25 protein-coding genes and 1 tRNA gene are annotated in these 22206 nt (G+C 62.7%); 14 read left to right on the forward strand and 12 right to left on the reverse strand.

Going from position 1 to position 22206, the window contains the following annotated elements:
• Positions 1–29: 29 nt before the first annotated feature.
• Positions 30–896, reverse strand: a complete 867-nt coding sequence (locus EGJ68_RS01225) for an alpha/beta hydrolase (protein WP_123032748.1) — start codon at positions 894–896, stop codon at positions 30–32.
• 112 nt (positions 897–1008) lie between these two features.
• Between EGJ68_RS01225 and mutY the strand changes: the two genes are divergently transcribed.
• Positions 1009–2055: an A/G-specific adenine glycosylase gene (gene mutY / locus EGJ68_RS01230; protein WP_123033974.1), complete on the forward strand. Its 1047-nt coding sequence runs from the start codon at positions 1009–1011 to the stop codon at positions 2053–2055.
• A 15-nt stretch (positions 2056–2070) separates the two neighbouring features.
• A complete protein-coding gene (locus tag EGJ68_RS01235; RefSeq protein ID WP_123032749.1) occupies positions 2071–2346 on the forward strand; it encodes an oxidative damage protection protein in 276 nt (91 codons plus the stop codon).
• Here the strand turns inward: EGJ68_RS01235 and EGJ68_RS01240 are convergent, their stop codons facing one another.
• From EGJ68_RS01240 to EGJ68_RS01255, 4 genes are read right to left on the reverse strand one after another with little or no spacing between them, the layout of a single operon-like run.
• On the reverse strand, positions 2347–3468 hold the full coding sequence (locus EGJ68_RS01240) for an AI-2E family transporter (RefSeq protein WP_123032750.1): 1122 nt from the start codon (positions 3466–3468) through the stop codon (positions 2347–2349).
• Entirely contained in the window at positions 3465–3764 is a 300-nt protein-coding gene (locus EGJ68_RS01245; protein ID WP_158283445.1) for a hypothetical protein, read from the reverse strand. Before EGJ68_RS01245 ends, EGJ68_RS01240 begins: the two co-directional genes overlap by 4 nt.
• Complete coding sequence (locus EGJ68_RS01250) at positions 3733–4245, reverse strand: hypothetical protein (RefSeq protein WP_123032752.1); 513 nt, start codon at positions 4243–4245, stop codon at positions 3733–3735. The genes EGJ68_RS01245 and EGJ68_RS01250 overlap by 32 nt, the downstream gene beginning before the upstream one ends.
• Positions 4242–4541, reverse strand: a complete 300-nt coding sequence (locus tag EGJ68_RS01255) for a glycine zipper domain-containing protein (RefSeq protein WP_123032753.1) — start codon at positions 4539–4541, stop codon at positions 4242–4244. The genes EGJ68_RS01250 and EGJ68_RS01255 overlap by 4 nt, the downstream gene beginning before the upstream one ends.
• Before the next feature lie 162 nt (positions 4542–4703).
• Here EGJ68_RS01255 and EGJ68_RS01260 point away from each other — a divergent pair.
• From EGJ68_RS01260 to EGJ68_RS01270, 4 genes are all read left to right on the forward strand, one after another.
• Positions 4704–4779 (forward strand) — tRNA-Phe (locus EGJ68_RS01260).
• A gap of 767 nt (positions 4780–5546) precedes the next feature.
• Positions 5547–6161, forward strand: coding sequence for a hypothetical protein (locus tag EGJ68_RS18060; protein WP_158283446.1), 615 nt, complete (start codon positions 5547–5549; stop codon positions 6159–6161).
• Positions 6162–6320: 159 nt separating this feature from the next.
• On the forward strand, positions 6321–6779 hold the full coding sequence (locus EGJ68_RS01265) for a hypothetical protein (protein WP_123032754.1): 459 nt from the start codon (positions 6321–6323) through the stop codon (positions 6777–6779).
• A 19-nt stretch (positions 6780–6798) separates the two neighbouring features.
• Positions 6799–7851, forward strand: coding sequence for a catalase family peroxidase (locus tag EGJ68_RS01270; protein WP_158283447.1), 1053 nt, complete (start codon positions 6799–6801; stop codon positions 7849–7851).
• Between the two features lie 34 nt (positions 7852–7885).
• Here EGJ68_RS01270 and EGJ68_RS01275 read toward each other — a convergent pair whose 3' ends face one another.
• From EGJ68_RS01275 to EGJ68_RS01295, 5 genes are all read right to left on the reverse strand, one after another.
• Positions 7886–8899 (reverse strand): LLM class flavin-dependent oxidoreductase, encoded by a 1014-nt coding sequence (locus tag EGJ68_RS01275; protein ID WP_123032756.1) that lies wholly within the window; start codon positions 8897–8899, stop codon positions 7886–7888.
• A gap of 172 nt (positions 8900–9071) precedes the next feature.
• Entirely contained in the window at positions 9072–9353 is a 282-nt protein-coding gene (locus tag EGJ68_RS01280) for a sulfotransferase (protein ID WP_123032757.1), read from the reverse strand.
• A 380-nt stretch (positions 9354–9733) separates the two neighbouring features.
• A complete protein-coding gene (locus tag EGJ68_RS18455) occupies positions 9734–9835 on the reverse strand; it encodes a hypothetical protein (RefSeq protein WP_199227891.1) in 102 nt (33 codons plus the stop codon).
• A gap of 81 nt (positions 9836–9916) precedes the next feature.
• Positions 9917–10492 carry a gamma-glutamylcyclotransferase gene (locus EGJ68_RS01290; protein WP_233248636.1) on the reverse strand — a complete coding sequence of 192 codons (576 nt, stop codon included), beginning with the start codon at positions 10490–10492 and terminating at the stop codon, positions 9917–9919.
• 233 nt (positions 10493–10725) lie between these two features.
• Entirely contained in the window at positions 10726–11235 is a 510-nt protein-coding gene (locus tag EGJ68_RS01295; RefSeq protein ID WP_158283448.1) for a DUF4124 domain-containing protein, read from the reverse strand.
• A gap of 176 nt (positions 11236–11411) precedes the next feature.
• Here EGJ68_RS01295 and EGJ68_RS01300 point away from each other — a divergent pair, with 176 nt between their 5' ends.
• From EGJ68_RS01300 to EGJ68_RS01335, 8 genes are all read left to right on the forward strand, one after another.
• Positions 11412–12599: an acyl-CoA dehydrogenase family protein gene (locus EGJ68_RS01300; protein ID WP_123032760.1), complete on the forward strand. Its 1188-nt coding sequence runs from the start codon at positions 11412–11414 to the stop codon at positions 12597–12599.
• A gap of 43 nt (positions 12600–12642) precedes the next feature.
• Positions 12643–13734, forward strand: a complete 1092-nt coding sequence (locus tag EGJ68_RS01305) for a Rieske 2Fe-2S domain-containing protein (RefSeq protein ID WP_123032761.1) — start codon at positions 12643–12645, stop codon at positions 13732–13734.
• 85 nt (positions 13735–13819) lie between these two features.
• Positions 13820–14248 carry a potassium channel family protein gene (locus EGJ68_RS01310; RefSeq protein WP_123032762.1) on the forward strand — a complete coding sequence of 143 codons (429 nt, stop codon included), beginning with the start codon at positions 13820–13822 and terminating at the stop codon, positions 14246–14248.
• A complete protein-coding gene (locus EGJ68_RS01315) occupies positions 14248–14736 on the forward strand; it encodes a GNAT family N-acetyltransferase (protein WP_123032763.1) in 489 nt (162 codons plus the stop codon). Before EGJ68_RS01310 ends, EGJ68_RS01315 begins: the two co-directional genes overlap by 1 nt.
• An 83-nt stretch (positions 14737–14819) precedes the next feature.
• Positions 14820–15905 carry a sensor histidine kinase gene (locus EGJ68_RS01320; RefSeq protein ID WP_123032764.1) on the forward strand — a complete coding sequence of 362 codons (1086 nt, stop codon included), beginning with the start codon at positions 14820–14822 and terminating at the stop codon, positions 15903–15905.
• Positions 15905–16708, forward strand: coding sequence for a LytR/AlgR family response regulator transcription factor (locus EGJ68_RS01325; RefSeq protein WP_123032765.1), 804 nt, complete (start codon positions 15905–15907; stop codon positions 16706–16708). The genes EGJ68_RS01320 and EGJ68_RS01325 overlap by 1 nt, the downstream gene beginning before the upstream one ends.
• Before the next feature lie 81 nt (positions 16709–16789).
• On the forward strand, positions 16790–17176 hold the full coding sequence (locus EGJ68_RS01330; RefSeq protein WP_123032766.1) for a DUF6394 family protein: 387 nt from the start codon (positions 16790–16792) through the stop codon (positions 17174–17176).
• A 6-nt stretch (positions 17177–17182) separates the two neighbouring features.
• Positions 17183–18898: a potassium channel family protein gene (locus tag EGJ68_RS01335; protein ID WP_123032767.1), complete on the forward strand. Its 1716-nt coding sequence runs from the start codon at positions 17183–17185 to the stop codon at positions 18896–18898.
• Here EGJ68_RS01335 and selD read toward each other — a convergent pair whose 3' ends face one another.
• Together selD and mnmH are read right to left on the reverse strand one after the other, a co-directional pair.
• Positions 18899–21103 carry a selenide, water dikinase SelD gene (gene selD, locus EGJ68_RS01340; RefSeq protein ID WP_123032768.1) on the reverse strand — a complete coding sequence of 735 codons (2205 nt, stop codon included), beginning with the start codon at positions 21101–21103 and terminating at the stop codon, positions 18899–18901. It lies immediately after the preceding gene.
• Positions 21097–22200, reverse strand: a complete 1104-nt coding sequence (gene mnmH, locus EGJ68_RS01345; RefSeq protein WP_123032769.1) for a tRNA 2-selenouridine(34) synthase MnmH — start codon at positions 22198–22200, stop codon at positions 21097–21099. Before mnmH ends, selD begins: the two co-directional genes overlap by 7 nt.
• Between the last annotated feature and the right edge of the window lie 6 nt (positions 22201–22206).

Genomic DNA, 22206 nt, shown 5'->3' on the forward strand with positions numbered 1-22206 from the left:
CGCCCCGGAGGCCTGCAACGTCGCGCCTGCTACCCCGCCGGGGCCTGCAGGTAACGCTGCAGAAACGTGTCGGCGGCGGGCAGCGCGCTGCCCACGGTCAGGAAAGTGAGAATGTGACCGCGGGCCGGCAATCGCTCCAGCTCCACCGGCACATCGTGGGCTTGCAGGGCGCTGACAAACTCTTCGGCATGGTCGATGGTCACCAGGGTATCGGCGCCGCCGTGGAACAGGTAGAACGGCGGCGCGCCCGCGTGCACCCGCGTCACCGGGGAAGCAGCGGCAAAGGTTTCCGGAATTTCCGTGATGCGCCCACCCAGGAATTGTGGCACCAGCTTGCCCCCGGGGTACTTGCGCAAATCCATGGGGGAGCCGCCGGCGATTACTACCGCCGGGCGTGTCTGCGCACCGCCCCAGGGCCTGTCCAGATCATCCCCGGTGCCTGCCGCCAGCGCCATCAGGCTCAACAGATGCGCACCGGCCGAGTAGCCGAAGGCGGCGATACGTTGTGTATCCAGCTGCAGTTCCAGTGCCTCGCGGTGCAGCCAGTGCATGGCCTGCTGCAGGTCGTAGACCTGCGCGGGGTATTTTGCTTCGGGGGCAAAACGGTAACTGGCGTTCATCACCACATACCCCTTACCCACGTAGTAGCGCGCCAGGCGCGTCATGTCATCGCGGCTACGCCGCTCCCAGCCACCACCGTGCACCAGCAGCATCCCGGGAAAAGGCCCTGTGCCCCGGGGCCGGTAAACATCGGCCTCCAAAGGCTCCGGCCAATCTGGCGGAGTGTAGATAACCGTGTTTATCGCCACGGCGGGCTGCTTCTGCCCCAGTACCACGCCACAGCCAGCCACCGTGAGTGATGCGGCAGCGACCACGGCGGCAACCAGCAACTTCATCGTTTGCAAACCGTCTCTACTTTCATCATGTCCAATTTACGCAACGGGAAAGGATTCGGCCCTGTCCGGGTGATAACGCTATGTGCCAGCGGAACTGCAGTACACTACGCTGATGCCTAAACAACCTTCATTCGCCGGGCGCGTGCTCACCTGGTTTGACCAGCACGGTCGCAAAGACCTGCCCTGGCAATACGATACCAGCCCCTACCGGGTCTGGGTGTCGGAGATCATGCTGCAACAAACCCAGGTGCGCACGGTTATTCCGTATTTTGCGCGTTTCATGCAGCGCTTCCCCGATGTGCAGACGCTGGCGGCAGCGCCCACCGATGAGGTCCTCCACCTGTGGACCGGGCTGGGGTACTACGCGCGGGCGCGCAACCTGCACCGCGCGGCACAGCAGGTGTGCAGCGAACACGCCGGCAGCTTTCCAGACAACCTGGAAGGACTGCAGAGCCTGCCCGGCATCGGCCGTTCCACCGCCGGGGCGATCCTCGCCATTGCCTTCGCGCAACGGGCGTCCATTCTGGATGGCAATGTAAAGCGCGTACTGGCGCGCTATCACGCGGTTGCCGGCTGGCCCGGGCAAACGGCCGTGCACCGCCAGCTGTGGGACTTCGCCGAGCAGCACACACCGCAGCGCCGCGTGGCCGACTACACACAGGCCATGATGGACCTCGGGGCCACCCTGTGCACACGCAGCCGGCCCCGCTGCGCGGACTGCCCGTTACAGGACAGCTGCAGCGCACATGCGCAGGGTCGTGAGGGTGAGTTCCCGGGCAAGAAGCCGCGCAAGGTGTTGCCGGTTCGCTCGACCGTGTTTCTGATCCTGCGTGACCGGCAGGGCCACGTGCTACTGCAACAGCGCCCGGCGAGCGGCATTTGGGGAGGGCTGTGGTGCTTTCCCGAACTGGATTCGGTTGAGGCCGCCGCCCCGTGGTGCCGCGACCGGCTCGGCCGCGAACCTGCGGCAACGCTCCCGGGACCGCCGTTTCGTCACACCTTCAGCCACTACCACCTGGATATTCAGCCCCTGCACGTGCAGCTGGCAATACAACCCGAGGCCGTCATGGAAGCCAGTGACCAGCTCTGGTATAACGTGCAAAAACCCCTTGAAATCGGCCTTGCCGCACCGGTCGCCCGGTTGCTGGCAAGCCTCTGACCGCGGAGCATACACATGTCCAGAACCGTATTCTGCAAGCGCTACCAGCAGGAACTGGAAGGCCTTGACGCACCACCCTACCCCGGCCCCAAGGGCCAGGATATTTTCGACAATGTGTCGAAACAGGCCTGGAACGAATGGCAGGCGCAACAGACCATGCTGATCAACGAAAAGCAGTTGAGCCTGATTGACCCCGCGACGCGCAAATACCTGCAGGAGGAAATGGACAAGTTCTTCGCTGGGGAAGAACACGACCGTGCCGAAGGTTATGTGCCGCCCTCGAACAGCTGATCAGGCGCGAGTCTCGATCAGCTGCATCCAGTAGCGCAGCACAGTGGTCTGGCCGAAGGCCAGCTTGAGGCACACCAGCAGCGGCACCGCGAGCAGCACACCCACAAACCCCCACAGCCAGCCCCAGACCAGCAGCCACACCAGAATCACCAGTGGGTTGAGCCGCATGTTGCGCCCCAAAACCAGCGGCGTGATCACCTGCGCTTCGACCAGGTTGATACTGAAATAGACCAGGGCCGGCAGCAGGGCATAGGCCACCGGGCCGTACTGCACCACACCGGCCAGCAACAGCAGCACAACGCCCAGCAGCGGGCCCACGTAGGGCGCAAAGTTCAGCATGCCCACCATCACGCCCCAGAGCAGCGGGTCCTGTACACCCAGTACCCAGAGCACGCCCCCCACAGACAGACCCAGGCAGGCATTGATCAGGCTCACCGTGAGAATGTAGCGCGACAGCTCCACCTGTACCGTGTGCACCAGCTCAAGGGATGCGCGCTGGTCGTTAATCCCGGGGAATATCTCCACGAAGGCGGTAAACAGGCGCGAGCCGAAAATGAGCAGGAACAGAATCAACAGGACTGTTGTGAATAGCTGGGCGATCGCCACCGGTGCCGCACCCAGGGTGGCCAACAATAACTCCAGACCGCCCTGTTTGAGGCGCTCGCTCACCCGGTCCGGCCTGCGTTCACCCTTCTCGCCATCGTTGCTCTCAGCCTCGTCGCTGTCACCGCCAAACAGGCCGAAGAAGCTGAAGCCCTCCTCCGGCTGCGGGGGTTTCTCTGCCTGGGGTGCAAGCTTGTCGGTGAGATTGTCCACCTCATCCGAGAGCTTCTCGGTGAGCCGCGGTATCGCTTCCGCCCAGCGCTGCGCCGGCTCCGCGAGCTGGCTGCCGAGCAAGCTCAGGGGGCCGCCAATGAGCGCCAGAATAAGCACCGCCGAAACCGTGCGCGGCACATAGAACCGCTTCAGCAGTTTTACCAGGGGGTTCAAGAGCAGGGCAAAGAACAACGCCACGAATACCGGCATCAGCAGGCTCTTGGCGAAATACACCGTGTAGAGCACCGCCAGTGCAGCGAGGATGCGCAGTGACAGAGTGCCGGGAGGAACACGCGCTTCACTCATGGTAGCGGGCTACCTCCGCTGAATACGGCACGCAGAATGTTACGCGGCAACAGGGGCCAGAGCCGCACGCCGTGGCGCAGCAAGCGGGAGGCACGTGGATTGCGAACACTGGCCGACAGCACCCGATCCACGATGAACCCGGTCAGGAAACCACCGCCCACCAGCCAGCCAGGGTGCGCCGCCCGCAGGTAGGCAATCCGCCCCTCACCGTTGGCCTGCAGCTGCTGCCAATGCGCATCCAGCCGACTCTCCGCGGCTTGCAACTCACGGATTCTCTGCTTGCGGCTTGTTGCCATTGTCCGCCTCCATTATGGCGCGCAACTGGCGTCGGGTCGCCGGCAGTGCAAGGCTGCGGGCATAACGCCGCGCCGCCAACCACAGCAGCAGTAAGGCCGATGCCTGTAGCCCGGTAAACGCCACCAGCCCCAGCGCCACCGATTCCAATGCGGCATACGCCCACCACGCCAGCAACACGCTTAAACCCAGCCAGGCAAAGATCACCAGGGGCACCACGGCCAACACGACCAACGCCAGCCGACCGGCATCGCCGACAGCCAGCTGCAACTCCAGCAGCGCGAGCCGGGAAAACGCATTGCCCGCCTCCAGAGCTTGCTGCAGTAGCGCCTGCCAGTTTCGCAACTCGGCTTCCAGACCTGCACCCGCGCGGGCGACGTCACCTTCACGGGCCTGCTCGTTGGCGGCAGCGCCGGGTTCAGCTGCGTGGCTGTGCTCACCTGCAGCGGGATCCCGCGCAGGCTCCTCGGGTACCGGGCTCAATGCCGAGACAGCAACCGCGAGACCAGCAAGCCTGCAAAGAAGGCAATGCCTATGGTCGCCAGGGGTTTGTCGTGAACGTAGCGCTCCACTTCGTGGCCGAGCTCATCGGCTTTGTCCTTGCCTTTGAGCAGTTGCTTCATGGCATCTTGCTTGAGATCCAGGCCCGCCGCCTCTGCGGCCTGGCGGAAATGCTGCTGGGCCTCCAGCATGTTCTGGTAGGCGGCCATTGCGGCCTCTTTGCCGGAATCCAGCTCCTGCTGCTGCGCGGAGGTTTTCTTGCCAGTGGACTCTGCCATGTCAGCTCCTTCGTCTACCGCTATCCATTTGTCCGTGCCCTCAGCATAGCCCAAGCGGCGGGTAGTCGCATCTTCACCGGGATGTCATCAAGCCACCCCACCACCGCTTGACTCCCGCAGCCACTACGGTTTTAATACGCACCCTCCGCAATAGCAGTACATGCCCGGATAGCTCAGTTGGTAGAGCAGGGGATTGAAAATCCCCGTGTCGGCAGTTCGATTCTGTCTCCGGGCACCACCTATTCCGTACCTTTCCTGCCAGCTGCAGCAAACAGTGCCTGGCTGACGACGGCAGCAGACCGCGCTCAGGGCGCCTGTATTTTTTGTCGGTGGCGCCTTCCACCGCACGGCCAGCATCCTGAACCGCCTCATCGATATTCTCGCCGGCCTCCCCCGGTGGCCCGTTGTTGTCGCAAGCCGCAATGCAGCGTCATCACCGCTGCGCCGAGCTCCGCACAGGCACCTCGGCAATGGTTAAAGCACTCGATCACATTGCCGTTGTAGGCCATCGCAGTTATTTCACCAGCTCGCGCTGGAGGGCCTCAACACCACGATTGATTTCGTCCAAAGCAACCTGTCGAACTTTGGTCACCGAGCACACTTCAGCAAGCTCTGCATGTAACTCTACTTCCTCTAGCAATGCGATTGCGCTATCGCCCTCGCGCTCGGCAGCGCGCCGATAATTAGAAGGCCCGGCTCAGCTGCGTGAGAGTCAATCTCATTGTGTTGCCACCACCGCGGACACTGCAGTCGCCCCAGCGGTCTGTCAGTTTTTTTTACACACCGAGGTGGCTGGCATGCCCCTGTTCGCTGACGCGCCCGCCATTACTGCATTGGCACGATTTTTGCGTAACCGCAGTCAAACTTGCATGGGGTACCGGCGTGGATTTTGGTTGCGAAAAGCTCCCGCAGCCAGGCCGGATAAACCGACCCCTTTCAAGCCTGAAGCAAACATTCAAAGAACAAGGCGACACACAGTCGTCAACTAATAGGGGAGCCCCTGTAATGAAGCGTGTATGTTGGCCATTTCTAGCGTTGGTAACGTTATTTTCCGTCAATGCCTTGTCGGCGGTCTACGAGGAGGAGTTCGCCTCGGGGCAGGCTTATCCGACCGGGCAACCACAGTTCGACAACTGGGTTTCATTCACAGGAGAACTGAGCTCTGGCGTTTGGCGCTCGGTGACGCTGTCCGGCAGCAACGATCTCACCGGTCTGTCCTGTAATGATCAAACAGTAGCAACACAGATTGCCGCGGCGCTAGCTGACACATCCACCGAGAATGCTTCATTTTCCTGCGAAGGCAACACCTGGAATGTGGGGCTATGCTCTATCGGTACGGAGCCGGGAACACCTCGCGCCCTGGGCGTCAATCTAGGTGAATGCTCCTGCGGCGCCGGATATGCAATTCGGCCCGCTATTGGCAACACCAACTGGGGGGGAGTAGGGACCGCGACTTGCGACGGCCCCACGCAAACCATGCGCCTGGAGTTCACCGAAGGCGAACTTCGCGCGGTGCCTACGCTGCCGCAATACTGGCTCTACGCGCTTCTCGCCTTGGTCGCAGGGCTGGCTGCTGTTGCATTCCGTCGCCAACGGGCGGTTTTCCGCGATAGCAACTGACCACGTTGCACGAGACCATGCCATAGAGCACTTGCGCGTCGTTGGCGCCGAAGGTTTTGGCGCTGACCGGGCCGCGTGTAGCGCGAAGCCACTGCAGTATACTGTCGGCTTTTTACGCTGCTGCAAGCCAGCAACGGCGGGCGAGGGCGAAGCATCAAAATGAAACTACACCACCACGTCTCCCGCCAGCCATTTACACCACCCAGTGAACGGCAGCGTCTATTCCTCCGGTATCTTGTTTCCATCCTCGTCGATCTTGTCGTGTTGAACCTGTGCGCGGAGTATTGGCAGCCTGTACAGATTTCCTCGTTCAGCGTAACGCTGGTGGCGGCTTTGCTGCTGCAATTGCTACTCCAGGGTACATTGGTGGTCGAGCACCGTATTGCGGCGTGGTTTGTCGGTCGCAGCGGCTTCCTGTGGGGCTTCATCCGCATCCTTTCTATGTGGCTGGTGTTATTCCTCTCCAAATTCGTGATGTTGTGGGCCATTGACCTGGCGCTTGGTGATTCGTTTGTGTTTGGCGGCCCACTGCACGGCGTCGTGACGTTCATCGCCGTGATCGTGGCCATGGTGGCCGCCGAGGAATTCATCGACCGCATTGTGCGCCGCCTTGCTTGAATACCCCATGAGGTTCTACATGCTTTTTCACAACAGACCAAAATATACCCTGGTCACGGCATTGCTGATGGCATGCACGGCGTACGCCAGCAGTGCCACCACGGACGATACTGAGGCCGCACAAGTGGCAACGCCTCCAACAGTCAGCACCGCCTCTCCAGCGACAGCGAACGCCACCGACTTCATTGAGATCTTTGCAGCGCTCAGTGGCGCGCATCCGGGGGTCCGCAAAGGACACGCCCGAGGTGTTTGCGCGGCGGGGCGGTTCCTGCCCGACGAGGAGGCAACAAAACGCTTCACGTCACCGTTATTCGCCGCGGAAGCGCCCGTGATCATTCGCTTTTCCATGGCGGGCGGCAACCCGCAGGCGGACGAACGCGCTCTCAGCCCGCGTGGCATGGCCGTGCAAATCCAGTTGCCTGATGGCCAGGTGCACCAGCTGGCCGGCCTGTCCACACCGTTGTTTGCGGGCAAGAATCCAGAGCAGTTTCTGGGTCTGCTCCGTATCAATCACTTGATACAAACCGGCGCGGCCACCCCTGAGGATCGCGAGCGCTACCTGGCCGCCAACCCGGAAGCTGCCCGGCAGGGCGCCTGGGTGCGGGCACGTGCGCCAGCGGCGGCGTACACACGGGACAGCTACTACGGCATACACACCTTCCATGCGGCACAGGCGGACGGCACGATACAGCCCTTCCGCTGGCAATTGGTTCCCGGCGAGGGGGAGATGCGCCTGACGGAAAGCGAGCGGGAAGCACTGCCTGCCGCCTTTCTTGAGGAACGGCTCGCACAGACCCTGAGCGAGCAAGGAGAGGCGTGGTTCGAATGGCGATGGATACTGGGGCAGCCCGGGGATACTACCAGCGATCCTTCGCAGTTGTGGCCGGATGAACGGGAGGCGGTCACCGTGGGCCGCTTGCAGCTCACTGAGGCTAGCGGCAGCACATGCGACCCGGTCAACTTCGATCCCAACCGGCTGGCCAGTGGTGTAAACCCCGGTGACGACCCGGTGCTCGCGCTACGCTCGGCTGCCTATGCAATTTCCCAAGGCAAGCGCCTCGCCAACCAGTGACGTGAGCAACGGCTGCCCGGCCTGAATGTGCGATTCAGGCGGGCATGCCCCACAGCGGCTTGACCCCGTTGCGCGGCAGGTGCGGCAACACCTGTTCCTCGAACAACTGCAGCATGGCCCACCCCCGCGCAGGGTCAATGCCACCAAACAGGGGCGTGAGATACAGCGAGCTGTGGTCGCCCAGCGCATTGGCCATGGCCACTACTTCTTCCGGGCGCAACACCTTGTAGGCACCGCTTTCGCGCACTGTGTCGGCCGTCATGCCGCCCGCATAGGGGCCCTGTGGCGTGCCGTAGGCGTCAGCGGTCCAGCGGGAGTAGGAATCCAGCACATGCAGGATATGCGGTGCGATCCACTGCCAGTCTGCCTCGGGGTCTTCGGATACCCAGAGAAAAGTAGGCCCCTGTTGCGGGTACGGGCCCGGGTCCGGCTTCTCCAGCCGCAGGCACTCGTCGCGGTAGGGTTGCCACACTTTGGGTGGGAACAGGGGCACAAGAAAGCCATCGGCAATATGGGCGGCGATGCGCGCCACTTTCGGCGCCATGCCACCCAGCAGAACGGGCACCGGCTTGACGGGCACCGGAGATACCAGGCAGGGCCGCCCCTCGTGCTCAAAGGGCTCGCCGGCCCAGGCCTGTTTCAGCAAGCGCGCGGTATTGCAGGTAACCTCGAAGCGCTCTTCCACGCGCTGCCCGTACATGGCGAACTCGACCGGGCGGTAACCGAAACCCAGGCCGAGCTGCATGCGCCCACCACTGGCAAGCTGGGCTACCGCCAGGTCTTCCGCCAGCCGCACCGGGTCATACAGCGGCGCGAGCAACACCGCGGTGCGCAATGCCACCTGCCGGGTGCGGCCCGCCATCGCCGCGGCCAGAACCAACGGCGATGGGTTATAGCCGTCGTCCGCGCAGTGATGCTCACCAAAACCCAGCACATCAAAACCCACCCGGTCGGCCCACTCGGCCATATCCAACGCTGCGACATAGGCCGCTTCCCTGCCCACACCGAACGCGGGGGTGCGCATATCGAAAATCATCACCAGTTCCATGGCGTTGCTCCAGACTTGGGCATTGTGTGAAAGTCTACTGCATCAATAGCAACGCAGGGGCCAAACCGGTTTCAGCGGTCGGAAACGATGGGGCGCCATCGTCACCTACATAAATCGCGTCCTCACGTCACCCGCCTTGCACAGGCTTGGTGTGCAACCCTATTCCGCTTATCTACCCTTTATAACCAAGCGCCGCCTGGAACCCATTGTCCATAATGGACTTAATGATCCCCTGCACAGCCTCAGTATCGTTGATATTCGGGAACGGTTCCTGCGGCATGGGCACGTCAAGGAACTCACAGAGTGGCTCCCAGCCATCTGCCACTTCGAAAACCAGCAGTCGCTCAGGGTCAATGGCTGCCCTGACATCGGCAACATGTTCATTGAAGCGCCTGATAAGATGATCATGATCGTGCATCCGGCCATCAAAGTAGCCGTTGATTGTCGCTTTCAAGTAAGCGCCCGCGTCCGTGCCAGGCTAATGGTGGGCGAGGGCGGCGTAGCTGGTGCAGGCCGATAGAGCCAGCACCAGCAACACGACTATCAGCACCCTTCCAGACATTGCGGCGCGCCCCCACATATTCACTGAATGCCAACTCGCTTTCCCTGAATTTCATATTATAGAATTCCGGCCGACGGCAACCAGATTGCAACCCGACGCTCCATGCCGATCGTTAACACCATGGCTACAGCAGTGTTGCCATCGTCGTCGTACTCTTCATCGCCATCATCGTACTCAACGAGGTTGGCTTCAGAATAGGGCGTTTCGTCCAGGCCCACACCGACAGCGAGGCCAAATCACTTACCGGCTCGATCCAGGCCAGCATTCTGGGTTTACTGGTTGAGCTGCTGGATGCGGCGCAGACGCGCGGTGTCGCGCTGACGCATTGGGGCGGGTAACGCCACCAGCGCAGCACGATCATAGGTTGCCTGCACATCACCCAAGAGACCCGGCGGTCGCGTGAATAGCTATTTCATAGTGTTGCCAACGCTCGTGCCAGAAACCGGGTTCCATGTTCACTCCCGTTTGCGCAATGCGCGTTCGAGGCCAAATACATGAGCATCTTCTGCTTCCAGCGCCCGCAATGCCGCAGCGAGCTGCAGCAGGTAATCCCGGTTGGATCCACTCGGGCCAACGGAGGCACTGATTTGCGCGGCAATATCCGCCTCGCTGGCGGGCCCAAGGTATGCGGGGTTATCGGCGCCTGCAATATACACTAACGCCTCTTCGCGAGGCCCCTCTTCGAACTCGAGCGTCACCACAACACGCAAGTAGCCGTTTTTTTCCCGATGGTCGAGGTGTTCAAACACGTCCGGCGTAATCTCGAATGCCATGCCCTGGCACAGCGCGCCCTCGCTTGCGACCAGTGTGACAACACGGCCAGGTGCCGTGGGCGTACCGCGGTGATCGTGAGACCCCTGCCAGAATCGCCGTTGCCAGCCGCGGATCCCCGCGGGGCGGCGCTGCAGGTAGGGAAAGTCTACCTTGTAGATCAAAGAGCCATAGCCGAACAGCCACAGACGCTCGTGGCTGGCGAAGTACTGCATAGCGCGGTTCTGGACGACGGTGTTGGCATCTGTCAATGTCGTCATGGCGCGCAGCGGCCTTCGCTGGGAGCCACTGAGAAAGACTGCATAGCTGGCATATCAGCCACCCTCCGGGTCTTCAGACACCCAGAGCATGTCGGGCATTGCCGCTTCCCTGCCCACACCGAATGCCGGTGTACGCATAGCGAAAATCATCATCCGTTCCATGGCGTTGCTCCAGACTTCGGCATTGTGTGAAAGGCTGCTGTATCAGTGACAACGCAGGCGCCAAACCGGTTTCAGCGGTCGGAAACGATGGGACGCATCAGCTGGCTGTTGCGCCCGGGAAGAATACCCGGCAGTGGCTGCGGGGTTTGCAGGGGCGGAAGCGCGTCGGGCCGGTGCGGCGGACGCGGCCTGTGTCCGGGGCGCCAGGGAACACCCACGGGCGGCAGGTAAACAGGCACATAGCGTATCACTTCAGGCGCAGGCTGCTGCCGGGTGGACTGAGCATCCACTTGCGCCCGCAGCCGCGCCACCTCGCGCTCGAGTTCACGCTCGCGACGGCTCTCCGCCAGTCGATCTGTGCTGTAACGCATGGCCTTCAGCTGTTGTTCTGCCGCCGCCGGGTCACCTGCTTCGGGAGCGCGAATACGCAGCACTTCGGTGTTGCCGCTCTCGGCGGGTGGCACGTCCGAAAAATGCACCGTGCCGTTGGGCCCCTCGGAACGATAAACGGTGGTATCTGCCGCCATGGCCATGGTGGCCGCGAACAGGAGAACGATGGCTGACGTCAGCGAATGGTGCATGTCTTCATTATAGATCAGTTGACAGATCAGGGGGCTCTCGTTACTCGCATCGGATCTGTTGACATGGATCAACCCTCACGCTTTTCGGCCCTGTTTATACCGCAGATGAGGTATGAGCGACTTGCCTGTGGAGGGGGATAGTCGGTATCAACGTAACACGGACTCGGAGAATAACCATGACCGCACAACAACTGAACGACATCGACCGCCTCTACGCCAGCGCCCGCAAGATGGTACCCGCCCTGCGCGAGCGCCAGAATGAAGCCGCCAGCCTGGGCCACCTGCCCGAGGCTACCGTGCGCGACATGCAGGAAGCGGGTTTCTTCCGCATCATGCAACCTGCCCGCTTTGGCGGCTACGAGATGGAGCCGGAAGTGTTTTTCCGTGTACAGATGACGCTGGCCGAGGGCTGCATGTCCACGGCCTGGGTGTTGGGCGTGGTGGCCATTCACAACTGGCAGCTGGCACTGTTCGATGAACGCGCCCAGCAAGACGTGTGGGGCGAAGATACCAGCGTGCTGATCTCCTCTTCCTATATGCCCGTGGGCAAGGTCACGCGGGTGAAAGGCGGCTACCAACTCAGCGGCCACTGGGGTTTCTCCTCCGGCTCCAAACACTGCGGCTGGGCCTTCCTCGGCGCCATGATTCCCGCCGAGAAGGAAGGCGAAGCGCCTGACTACCGCACCTTCCTGGTGCCGCGCAGCGACTACCAGATCGTCGACAACTGGGATGTAAGCGGCCTGGAAGGCACCGGCAGCCACGATATCGTGGTGAAAGATGCATTTGTGCCGGAATACCGCACACACCGCTCAATTCACGGCTTTGAGTGCAACAGCCCCGGCAATGCGGTCAACACGCACCCCATTTTCCGTCTGCCCTTCGGCCAGATATTTGTGCGCGCTGTGTGCAGTTCGGCCATCGGTGCGCTGCGCGGTGTGACCGACAGCTACGTGAAAGTAAACCGCGAGCGCGTGGGCCTGAACGATGGCAACAAGATCGCCACTGACCCGGATGCGCAAATGGCCCTGGCCAACGCCATCGCCACGGTGGATGAGTGCGAAACCATCATGTTCCGCAACTTCGACTCCATGCTGGACGCTGCGCGCGAAGGCAGCTCCCTGCCAATGGAAGAGCGCATCAAAATGCGTTTTGACGCCGCCCGCGTAGGTGCCAAGTGTGCCGATGCGATCAATGCCATGTTCATTGCCTGCGGCGCCCAGGGTATCCATCGCGGCCATCCACTGAACCGCGCCTGGCTGGATATCAACGCAGGGCGCACCCACGTAGCCAACAACCCCTTCAAGTTCGGCCGCAACCTCGGCGGCAACCTGATGGGGCAGCCCAACACCGACTTTTTCCTTTGATTACAGCAACCATAAAACGCAGCTGACTGCAGCGGAGAAAACCATGACTGTTCAACAGAAAATCGAGCCCTATATCATCAAGGCCGAGCCACGGCCAGAGCGCTACGCCCGTGGCTGGTACGTGATCGGCAATGCCGCCAGTGTTACCACCACTCCGCGCATGCTGGAAGTATTTGGGACCAAACTCGTCGCCTACCGCGGTGAGGACGATGGTGCGGTACACATTCTGGACGCTTACTGCCCCCACATGGGCGGCGACTTAAGCGGCGGCAAGGTCTGTGGCAATTCCGTGGTGTGCCCCTTCCACCTGTGGAGCTGGGGTGCGGACGGCGTGTGCGACGATATCCCCTACGCCAAAAAGATTCCCGACAAGGCGGTGATCAAATCCTGGCCCGTGCTGGAACGCAACGGCCTGGTGCTGGTGTGGCAGGACCCGGAAAACAACGCCCCCATTCCCGGCCAGGAGCCGGCGGAAATGGCAGACTGGTACTCGGGCGAGTGGACCGACTGGGAAATGCGCGCTATCCCCATTGAAACCCTGGGTCGCGAGCTGGTGGACAACATGGCAGACATGGCCCACTTCGGACCTATCCACTACTCCACGGTGAAATCCTTCCGCAACACCATGGACGGCCACAAGTTCGTCCAATACATGGTCGGTGGACACCAGATTCTCACCGAGGGTGACGCCGGGCTGATCACCAGCGTGGCGACCTACGAGGGCCCCGCCTACATGACCACCACCATGACCGGCAGCATGGATGGTCACCCCATGACGGTACACCTGCTGGTCAGCCATGTGCCGGTGGACATGGAGAACTTCATCATCAACTTCGGTGTGATGATGCGCAAGGACCCGAGCATGAGCCCCGAGGAAAACCAGAAGATGCTGGATGAGTACACGGAAAAGAACATCGAGTCGTTCCATCAGGACGTGGCGATCTGGAACAACAAGTGCATCATCGACAACCCGCTGATGTGCGATGGCGATGGCCCCATCCATCTGGTGCGCAAGTGGTATAGCCAGTTCATGACCAACGTGGCAGACATCCGCCCCGACCAGATCAAGGCGCGTGAGCACGTGACGATGGAAGGTCCCACTGTCGAGGAAGTGCTGGCGGCTCAGCAGCAGTAACCAGCGCCATTTTTGCGCCGGAGTGCCTCGCGCGCGCCGGCGCTTTTTTCGTTAAACTGGCGGAAATTAGTGTGGAGCATCGCGCTTGTTCGCTCTCGTTGCCGTCAATATGCTCATCGTCATGCTCACCGTGGCGATCCACTACGAGTTCCTGCACTGGATGACGCGCTTGCTGCCGCGCCTGAATATCGTGCACCGGGCGCGCATTGTGGTCGGGGTCGCCGGCGCCATGGTGGCGCACTCCATTGAAGTCTGGGTGTTTGGTGTCGCCTACCACCTCATGATCAATACGCCGGGCTGGGGGGCACTGCACGGGCAGTTTTTCGACGGTTCCCTGTTGGACTGCATTTACTTCTCCTTCACCGTTTTCACCACACTCGGCTTTGGCGACATCTTTCCGGAGGGCAACCTGCGCTACCTGATCGGCATTGAATCACTGACCGGGCTGGTCCTGATTACCTGGACCGCCTCTTTCCTCTACTACGAAATGCAGCGCAGCTGGAGCGGTACCTGATGAGCACGCTCACGATTCGCCAGGCACGCCCGGCCGATTGCCCGCTTATCCTGCAGTTCATTCGCGACCTGGCACTCTACGAGCGGGCGCTGGATGAAGTGCAGGCCACCGTGCCACAGCTGGAAGCGCTGCTGTTCGGCGAAAACCCGCGGGTCTACGGTGTTATCTGCGAGGAGGATGGCGAGGCCCTGGGCTTTGCCCTGTACTTCTTCAACTTTTCCTCCTGGCTCGGGCGTCTCGGACTGTACCTGGAAGACCTCTACGTCAACCCTGCGCAACGCGGCAAGGGCGCGGGCAAGGCGCTGCTGCGCCATCTGGCGAAAGTTGCGGTTGCCGAAGGCTGCGGTCGTTTCGAATGGAACGTACTGGACTGGAATGAGCCCGCCATCCGCTTTTACGAATCTTTCGGCGCACGGCCCCAGAGCGAATGGACGGGCTACCGCTTGACCGGAGAAGCACTGCAGGCTTTCGCAGCGGGCAAGGGCTGAACCGGCGTCCACCGCGATGAAGTGACAGTACGCTGCGACGAACCGGGGTGAAGCCAGACCGTTGGCCGGCGTATACTCTAGCCATGCGCACCTCGGACCTTCTACAGAACAAGACAATTCTCTTCTGGGCGCTCCAGGCGGCGGGCTGGAGCGGCTGGGGCGTGTCCTATTACCTCGGCATTATGGTGTGGAGCAAACCGCCCGAAGGGTATGAGTTCTACCTGCCGCTGGTGAGCGTCATCGGCATTGGTTTCACCCTGCTGCTGCGCAGCCTGTACCGGCGTACCTGGCACAGGGCCCTGCCCTGGCGCGGCGTTGCTCTACTTGGTGGCTCCTACCTCGCCGCGCTGGCCTGGATGGGCCTGCGCGCCACCCTGTTTCAGCAGATGTTCCCGGATGAACAACTGGGCAAGCCGGACATGGCCTGGTACAACTATTTTTCGGGCACGGTATCGGCTTTCTGGGTGATGCTGGTGTGGAGCGTGCTGTATTTCGGCATCAAATATTATTTGCTGGTACAGGCGGACAAGGAACGCCTGCTCACGGCCATATCGACGGCACAACAGGCGCAGCTGAAGATGCTGCGCTATCAGCTCAATCCGCATTTCCTGTTCAACACGCTTAACGCCATCTCCACGCTGATCCTGGAACAGGAAACCCAGCTGGCCAACACCATGGTCGGCCGTCTGAGCCGCTTTCTGCGCTACTCACTGGAAAACGACCCGATGGAAAAGGTCACGGTGGCGGAGGAGTTTGAAGCCCTGCGCCTGTACCTGGATATCGAGAAGGTGCGTTTTGGCGAGCGTCTGCAATTGCACTTTGACCTGCCTCCCCAGGCGCGCGAGGCCTTGATGCCATCCCTGCTGCTGCAACCGCTGGTGGAAAACTCCATCAAGTATGCAATCGCAACGGCCGTCAAAGGCGGCAGCATCGGCGTCAGCGCTGCGCTGGAAAATGGCGAGCTGGTGCTCGCCGTGGCGGATGATGGCCCCGGGCTGGATATGCGCGTGGGGCGCAATGCCAAGGGCGGCGGAGTGGGGCTGGGCAATATCCGCGACCGGCTGAGTGCACTGTACGGTGAGAACCAGAGCTTCCGGCTCGGCGCAACCGAGCCACATGGCCTTACCACCACAATTCGTATACCACTGGAATACAAGGAGGCGCGCTGATGCAGGCCCTGTCCACCGTGATTGTCGATGATGAGGACCTTGCACGACGCGGACTCGCGCTGCGACTGCGCAACATTCCGGACATCGACATCGTCGCGGAATGCAGCAACGGCCAGCAGGCCCTGCAGGCCATCGCCGAGCACGAGCCGGACCTGCTGTTTCTGGATATCCAGATGCCGGGCATGGACGGCTTCCAGGTGCTGTCGGAACTGCAGGCAGACACCCTGCCCATGGTGGTTTTTGTCACCGCATACGACACCTACGCCGTGGATGCCTTCAAGGTCCACGCTGTGGACTACATCCTGAAACCCATTGAAGAAGAGCGCCTGCAGGAGGCCGTGGAGCGAGCCTGGCAGTTCAACCAGCAACAGGCCTCGACCCGAGACAAGGCCAGGCTGATGAACCTGGTCATGGGCATGACCGGCGCCAATGCGCAGACCGTAGAGGCCATGGCAGAGTCCGGACGCCAGGGCTGGCCAGAAAAACTCACGGTGCGCGACGGCAATGCGATCCACTTCATCAAAACCGTCGACATCGCGTGGATCGATGCCGCGGGCGATTACATGTGCATCCACGCCGGCGGCAAAACCCACATCATGCGGGTCACAATGAAGGAGCTGGAAGCCATGCTCGACCCCGCACGCTTCCTGCGGGTACACCGCAGCACCATCGTCAACGCCACCGGCATTACCGGTGCCGAGAGCCTGGACAGCGGCGAGTACCTGCTGCACCTGGATACCGGCGCCCGCATCAAGGTCAGCCGGGGCTACCGCGACCGGGTGCGCGCGCTGCTGGAAAGCTGAAAAGACGCCTGTGCACAGGGCTGGCAACTGCTGCGGACTCGCGCATAATGGCGACAGGCCAAGGCAGGGGATGCAACAGCTATGAACATGAGCAAAGTGGTATTCGGTTTTTTCGTGTTGCTGGCGGTAACACTGAATTTCGGTTTTTTCATCGGCGACATCGACAACCCGCAACACCACGATGTGTACGAGCTGTTTGCGGCACTGGTGGTAAGCCTGATCGCCACCGTACTCAAGTTCGGTGAGCGCTCGCAGATGGGAGCGATCCTGCTTGCCTCCAGTCTGGTCGTAAACCTGCACCTACTGGCCGCAGCCGTTGTGTGGGCCATTGCCGTGCATGTGATGGAGGTGGGGCTGACACCGCGTGTCATGGCGTCCATCGTGTCACTCTCCGGCGGCGCGCTGCTCGCCAACCTGGCATCACTGGTGCTGCTCACCCTGGATACGGCCGGGCTCAGCCGGAAATAACCCGCCATGAGCCGGCACGTACACAAGTCTCTGGTCTTCCTGTTCCTGCGGCGCATGCGCATGCCGCTGGTCATACTCATCACCGCCTACGCCATTGCCACCGTCGGCTTCACCCTGATTCCCGGCGTGGACGACCAGGGCAAGCCATGGCGCATGAGTTTTTTCCAGGCCTTCTACGTGGTCAGCTACACCGGCAGCACCATCGGATTCGGCGAAGTACCCTACCCGTTTTCCCCGGGTCAGCGCCTGTGGACCATGGTCAGCATTTACCTCACGGTCATTGCCTGGCTGTTCTCCATCGGCTCCATTGTTTCCCTGCTGCAGGACCCGGCCTACACCCGCGCCCTGCGCCGCGCGCGCCTCGCCTGGAAGGTGCGCAACCTCAACCAGCCTTTCTACCTGGTGTGTGGTTACGGCGACACCGGTCGCATGTTGACCAGCGCACTGACTGACCGTGGCTACCAGGTGGTAGTGATCGAACACAACCAGGAAAAGGTGGAAGCGCTGGAAGTGGTGGAGTTCATGGCGCCGGTCACCGCGTTTTGCATGAATGCGAACCTGCCCGACAACCTCATCGAGGCGGGGTTACGAAGCCGCTGGTGTACGGGGGTTATCGCGGTGACCGGCGAGGGGCATATCAACTTGAAGGTGGCCATCAGCGCCACGCTGCTCAATCACAAGGTGGCCGTGTACGCCAGCGCCGACACGCGCAACGATGCCGACAACATGCGCTCCTTCAACACCGACTGCGTGGTCAATCCGGTGGAGGAATATGTGCGCCGGCTGGAACTCGCCATCGACAAGCCCGACCTGTTTCGCCTGTACCACTGGCTCAATTCCGGCCCCGGCGCACGCCTCACCCGGGCCACGCCGATCCCGCGCGGCAAGTGGATCGTGTGCGGCTACAGCCGTGTAGGCCGTGCGGTGTACCAGTTGCTGCGCGAACGCGGGATGGATGTCGCGGTAATACACCCGGACCCGGAACAGGCCGGCTGCCCCCACGGCACGGTGGCCGGCCGTGGCACCCAGGCGGAAGAATTGAGCGCCGCTGGCGTTGAAGAGGCGGTGGGCATCGTTGCCGCCACCAGCGATGACGCCGACAACCTGTCTATCCTGATCACAGCGCGGGCCCTGAACCCGGAGCTGTTCCACGTGGTGCTGGAAAACGGTCTGTCCAGCCACGCGCTGTTCCGGGCGGCGGAACCGGACTTTCTGGGCCAGCCCAGTATGGTGGTGGCCGGCACCATTCTCAGCCGCATCAGCTCGGGGCTGGTGGAACCCTTTATCCAGCAGCTGTTACAGCTGAACAACGACACTGGCCGCGACGCCCTGGCGCGGTTTCTGCGGCAACAGAATGACCACCCGCCGGAGTTCTCCTCGGGCCGTATCAGCAACCGTCGCTCGCCGGCCCTGGCCCGCGCGCTGACCGCCGGCCAGCGTATTACCGTGGGTAACCTGCTGGCAGACCCCAGCAACTGGCGCGAGCGCCTGCATCTGGAAGTGGTGATGATTCGCAAGCAGAAAGAGGACCTGCTGTTTCCCGCCGATGATGTGCCGCTGGAAATGGGTGACCGCCTGTTGCTGGCGGGCCGCGACGGTGAAGCGCAACGCCTGCAGGCAGTACTGGAAAACGATCAGCGCCTGGAATACCTGCTCACCGGCCGGGATCGCCAGCACGGCGTGTTCTGGCGATGGCTGGAACAGCGCAGCGGCAAGGCTTGATCAGCGGCAGCGGATGGGCTCTGTGCCGGCACTGAGCGGGACGATCTCACCGATCTCGGCGGCATCTGGGTAGCCCGCCTCATGCAGCGCTGCCAGCAGGCCCGCAGCCGCCGCTTCCGCCACGCCCAGTAACAGCCCACCGCTGGTCTGCGGATCGAACAGAAGGTCGTAGCGCGGGTCGGTCGCCGCGCCCGCGCCGCTATTGCGGGCGTTGGCTTCATGCATGGTGCTGCGGCGTCCCGCCGCCAACTGCGCCAGTGCCCCCGGGAGCACAGGCAAGGCCCCCAGCTCCAGCACGGCGCCCTGCTCCGGGCGCAACATTTCCTGTAGATGCCCCCAGAGACCAAAGCCGGTGACATCGGTTGCCGCACTGGCACCCTGCGCCAGTGCCACACGCGCTGCCGTGTAGCTGCTCTGCAGCATACTGTCGATCGCGCTGTGCAGGTCGCGGCCATCGGCCTGCAATTGCATATGGGCGGCAAACAGGGTGCCGGTGCCCAGCGGCTTGGTCAGTAGCAGACGGTCGCCCTCGCGCAGGGCCCGCTTGCGCAGGAACTGGCCCGCGCCGCCCATGGGCTCGCCGCTCACGGCAAACCCCAGCGCCAGTTCCGGGCCCTGCAGGCTATGACCTCCCACCAGCTGGCAGCCCACCGCCGCAAATTCATGCAGCGCACCGGCCAGCAGCTGCACCAGGTCGCGCTGTTGCACAGACGGGCCGCTGAACGGCAGGGTCAGCGCCGCCAAGGCCGTGGTCGGCTGAGCACCACTGGCGTACAGATCGGACAGGGCGTGATTGGCGGCGATGCGTCCCATCAGCCACGGGTCCGACACCAGGCCGCGTAAAATATCGAGGCTCTGCAACTGAATACCGCCTGCCGGGGTTGTCACCACGGCCGCGTCCTCGGCACCGTCCGCCGTGGGGCAATGTTGCGGATACCGCTGGCGCAGCTCGGCGAGTGCCGCCGCCAGCCGGTCGCCACCCACCTTCGCGCCGCAGCCACCGCAAGGTGCCTGCGTGGCGGCGACGAGTGTTTCGGGCAGAGTATCCGCAGGCGCGTCTGACATGTGTTCGGGCAATGCCGCGAACTGCGCCATGAAACGACGATCAATGCGGTCTTTCCAGCGCCACGCCCAGGCGCCGCTGGCAACAAACGGGCCCCGCTCGGCGACCGCTCGACGCTCTCCCAGCGACAGCAGGGAGAGAAAACGTTGCTGCGGCCGATGTGCGCGCAGCGGGCGCTGCAGCAGCAGGTTGCGCAGGTTGGCTGCAAGCACCGGCGCCTGACGCACGGCGTACACACCGGCCTTGGGCCGGGGGTGTTGCAACTGTGTGGCGATATCCCCGGCGGCGAACACCACGGGATCGTCCACTGACTGCAGGGTGTCGTGCACGGCCAGGAAGCCGCCTGGCACGGTGCGCAGTCCGCTGGCACCTACCCAGGGCGCGGCCGCTGCACCGGTACACCAGAACAGCGCATCGAACGAGGTGCTACCGCCGTTTGCCACCGTCAGCTGGCCCGCGCGCACCGCACTCACGCGGCTCGCGCAGTGCACCGCAATACCCGCACGTGAGAGCGCTTGCTTCGCCGTGGCCCTGGCGCGGGGGTGGTAGCCGGGCAGGATGTCTGCAGCCGCGCAAAACAGGCTGAAGGCGGGTGCGCGATCGCGCAGGCGGTGTGCCATGGCCAGCGCCAGCTCAACGCTGCCGGCGCCGCCCCCCACCAGGGCGATATGCCTGGACGACACGCAGTCCCCCTGCAACAGCGTGGCTTCCAGCGCCTGCCAGCGCGCCCAGAATTCCGCCACCGGCTTTACCGGCGTGGCGTGCTCACGCGCGCCCGGCACGCTGTCCAGGTCGGGCTGGGAGCCAATGTCGAGGCTCAGTACATCGTAACCGAGGACAGGACGACCGGGCAGGCCCAATTGGCGTGCACGGGTGTCCAGCGCGTTGACTTCGGCCTCGATGAAGCGCGCGCCAGCCCATTGGCAGAGCCGGGCGAGGTCGATGTGGGTTTCCGCAAAACGGTAGTGGCCGGCGAGCAGGCCAGGAAGCATGCCCGAATAGGGCGTATGGCTCGAGGGCGACACCAGGGTGATGCGCAGCCCGCCGATGGGCCGCATGGCCAGCATGCGCAACGCCAGCGCGTGTGCATGTCCACCGCCTACCAGCACCAGGTCACGCTGCACGCTGCTGACTGTCAGCAAAACAGTTGGCTCCGAGCGTAGTCGACCACCTGCTGGCGATTGCCGCGGAACAATTCCGTGCCATCGCGCTGTGCCAGCTGGTAGCTGTACATCGGGTCGTAATAGGCTTCTAGCAGCTCACGGATCCAGCCCCGATGCACCTGGGGGTCGCCCCTGCTGTGCTGCAGGTCAAACGCCTGTTCCATGGTTGCACGCAGCGCCTGGTGGCGCGCGCCGCCCAAACGCTTGCGAATACCGTCCAGCCCTTCCAGCAGGCGCGCCCGGTGCAGGGCGGGCCCTTCGACAGTCCCGTGGCGGAGCGCGTAGCGAGCGCCCAGGTCATTGATGTAGTCATCGAGGATCACCGCCACGCGCTCCTCCAACGGCTCCTCCACCACCAACAGCGGCGCCTGCTGCATGTGTTGCCGAAGATTCTCGGGCAGCGCCAGGCGCCCGATAAGGCGGCCCTCGTCTTCCAGCACAACCGGGCCGGAACGGCGCGCGAGCTGCTGCAGAAAAGCAATACTGACGGCGTTTTCAAAGTCGATCTGGCTCGGTTGGGGCTCCGGCAGGTGGCCAAAACTCGAGCCGCGGTGGCGGGCCATGCCCTCCAGGTCCAGCGCACCCTGCAGCGCGTGAATGACGCGGGTTTTGCCGGTGCCGGTACGGCCGCTGACCAGTACCAGGCGCGCCTGCTGCAGTGAGTGGGCCAGCTCCTCCAGCAAGAAACGGCGCAGCGCCTTGTAGCCGCCTTCGATACGGGGGTAAACAATGCCCTCATCGGCCAACCACTGCTGCACCGTCTGCGAGCGCAGACCACCGCGCCAGCAGTACAGATAGCCCTGCGGGTGGCGGCGGGCAAACTCGCACCAGGCGGCAACCCGGCGCTCGCGCTCGTCACCGGCCACCAGCCGGTGGCCCAGGGCAATGGCCGCGTCCTGCCCACGCTGCTTGTAGCAGGTGCCTACCTGGGCACGCTCTTCATCGGTCATCAGCGGCAGGCTGGTGGCGCCGGGGAAAGCACCGTGCGCGAATTCGCCCGGCGAACGCAGGTCCATGAAGACAGCCTCGTCCAGGAACAGGCGGCGGTAGTCGGCGCTTACCGGCAGGTCAGCCACGTGCAG

This window comes from Haliea alexandrii (genome assembly GCF_003719295.1).
In the GTDB taxonomy this organism is placed as follows: domain Bacteria; phylum Pseudomonadota; class Gammaproteobacteria; order Pseudomonadales; family Halieaceae; genus Haliea; species Haliea alexandrii.

Bases quoted from the DNA above. Each gene is read 5' to 3' on its own strand.
- mutY (WP_123033974.1), top strand. From the start codon at position 1,009: ATGCCTAAACAACCTTCATTCGCCGGGCGCGTGCTCACCTGGTTTGAC.
- EGJ68_RS01245 (WP_158283445.1), bottom strand. From the start codon at position 3,764: ATGGCAACAAGCCGCAAGCAGAGAATCCGTGAGTTGCAAGCCGCGGAG.
- EGJ68_RS01290 (WP_233248636.1), bottom strand. From the start codon at position 10,492: ATGACGACATTGACAGATGCCAACACCGTCGTCCAGAACCGCGCTATG.
- EGJ68_RS01330 (WP_123032766.1), top strand. From the start codon at position 16,790: ATGAACATGAGCAAAGTGGTATTCGGTTTTTTCGTGTTGCTGGCGGTA.
- EGJ68_RS01235 (WP_123032749.1), top strand. From the start codon at position 2,071: ATGTCCAGAACCGTATTCTGCAAGCGCTACCAGCAGGAACTGGAAGGC.
- EGJ68_RS01295 (WP_158283448.1), bottom strand. From the start codon at position 11,235: ATGCACCATTCGCTGACGTCAGCCATCGTTCTCCTGTTCGCGGCCACC.
- EGJ68_RS01305 (WP_123032761.1), top strand. From the start codon at position 12,643: ATGACTGTTCAACAGAAAATCGAGCCCTATATCATCAAGGCCGAGCCA.
- EGJ68_RS01255 (WP_123032753.1), bottom strand. From the start codon at position 4,541: ATGGCAGAGTCCACTGGCAAGAAAACCTCCGCGCAGCAGCAGGAGCTG.
- EGJ68_RS18060 (WP_158283446.1), top strand. From the start codon at position 5,547: ATGAAGCGTGTATGTTGGCCATTTCTAGCGTTGGTAACGTTATTTTCC.
- EGJ68_RS01320 (WP_123032764.1), top strand. From the start codon at position 14,820: ATGCGCACCTCGGACCTTCTACAGAACAAGACAATTCTCTTCTGGGCG.
- EGJ68_RS01225 (WP_123032748.1), bottom strand. From the start codon at position 896: ATGAAGTTGCTGGTTGCCGCCGTGGTCGCTGCCGCATCACTCACGGTG.
- EGJ68_RS01325 (WP_123032765.1), top strand. From the start codon at position 15,905: ATGCAGGCCCTGTCCACCGTGATTGTCGATGATGAGGACCTTGCACGA.
- EGJ68_RS01265 (WP_123032754.1), top strand. From the start codon at position 6,321: ATGAAACTACACCACCACGTCTCCCGCCAGCCATTTACACCACCCAGT.
- EGJ68_RS01270 (WP_158283447.1), top strand. From the start codon at position 6,799: ATGCTTTTTCACAACAGACCAAAATATACCCTGGTCACGGCATTGCTG.
- EGJ68_RS01275 (WP_123032756.1), bottom strand. From the start codon at position 8,899: ATGGAACTGGTGATGATTTTCGATATGCGCACCCCCGCGTTCGGTGTG.
- EGJ68_RS01300 (WP_123032760.1), top strand. From the start codon at position 11,412: ATGACCGCACAACAACTGAACGACATCGACCGCCTCTACGCCAGCGCC.
- EGJ68_RS01335 (WP_123032767.1), top strand. From the start codon at position 17,183: ATGAGCCGGCACGTACACAAGTCTCTGGTCTTCCTGTTCCTGCGGCGC.
- EGJ68_RS01315 (WP_123032763.1), top strand. From the start codon at position 14,248: ATGAGCACGCTCACGATTCGCCAGGCACGCCCGGCCGATTGCCCGCTT.
- EGJ68_RS01240 (WP_123032750.1), bottom strand. From the start codon at position 3,468: ATGAGTGAAGCGCGTGTTCCTCCCGGCACTCTGTCACTGCGCATCCTC.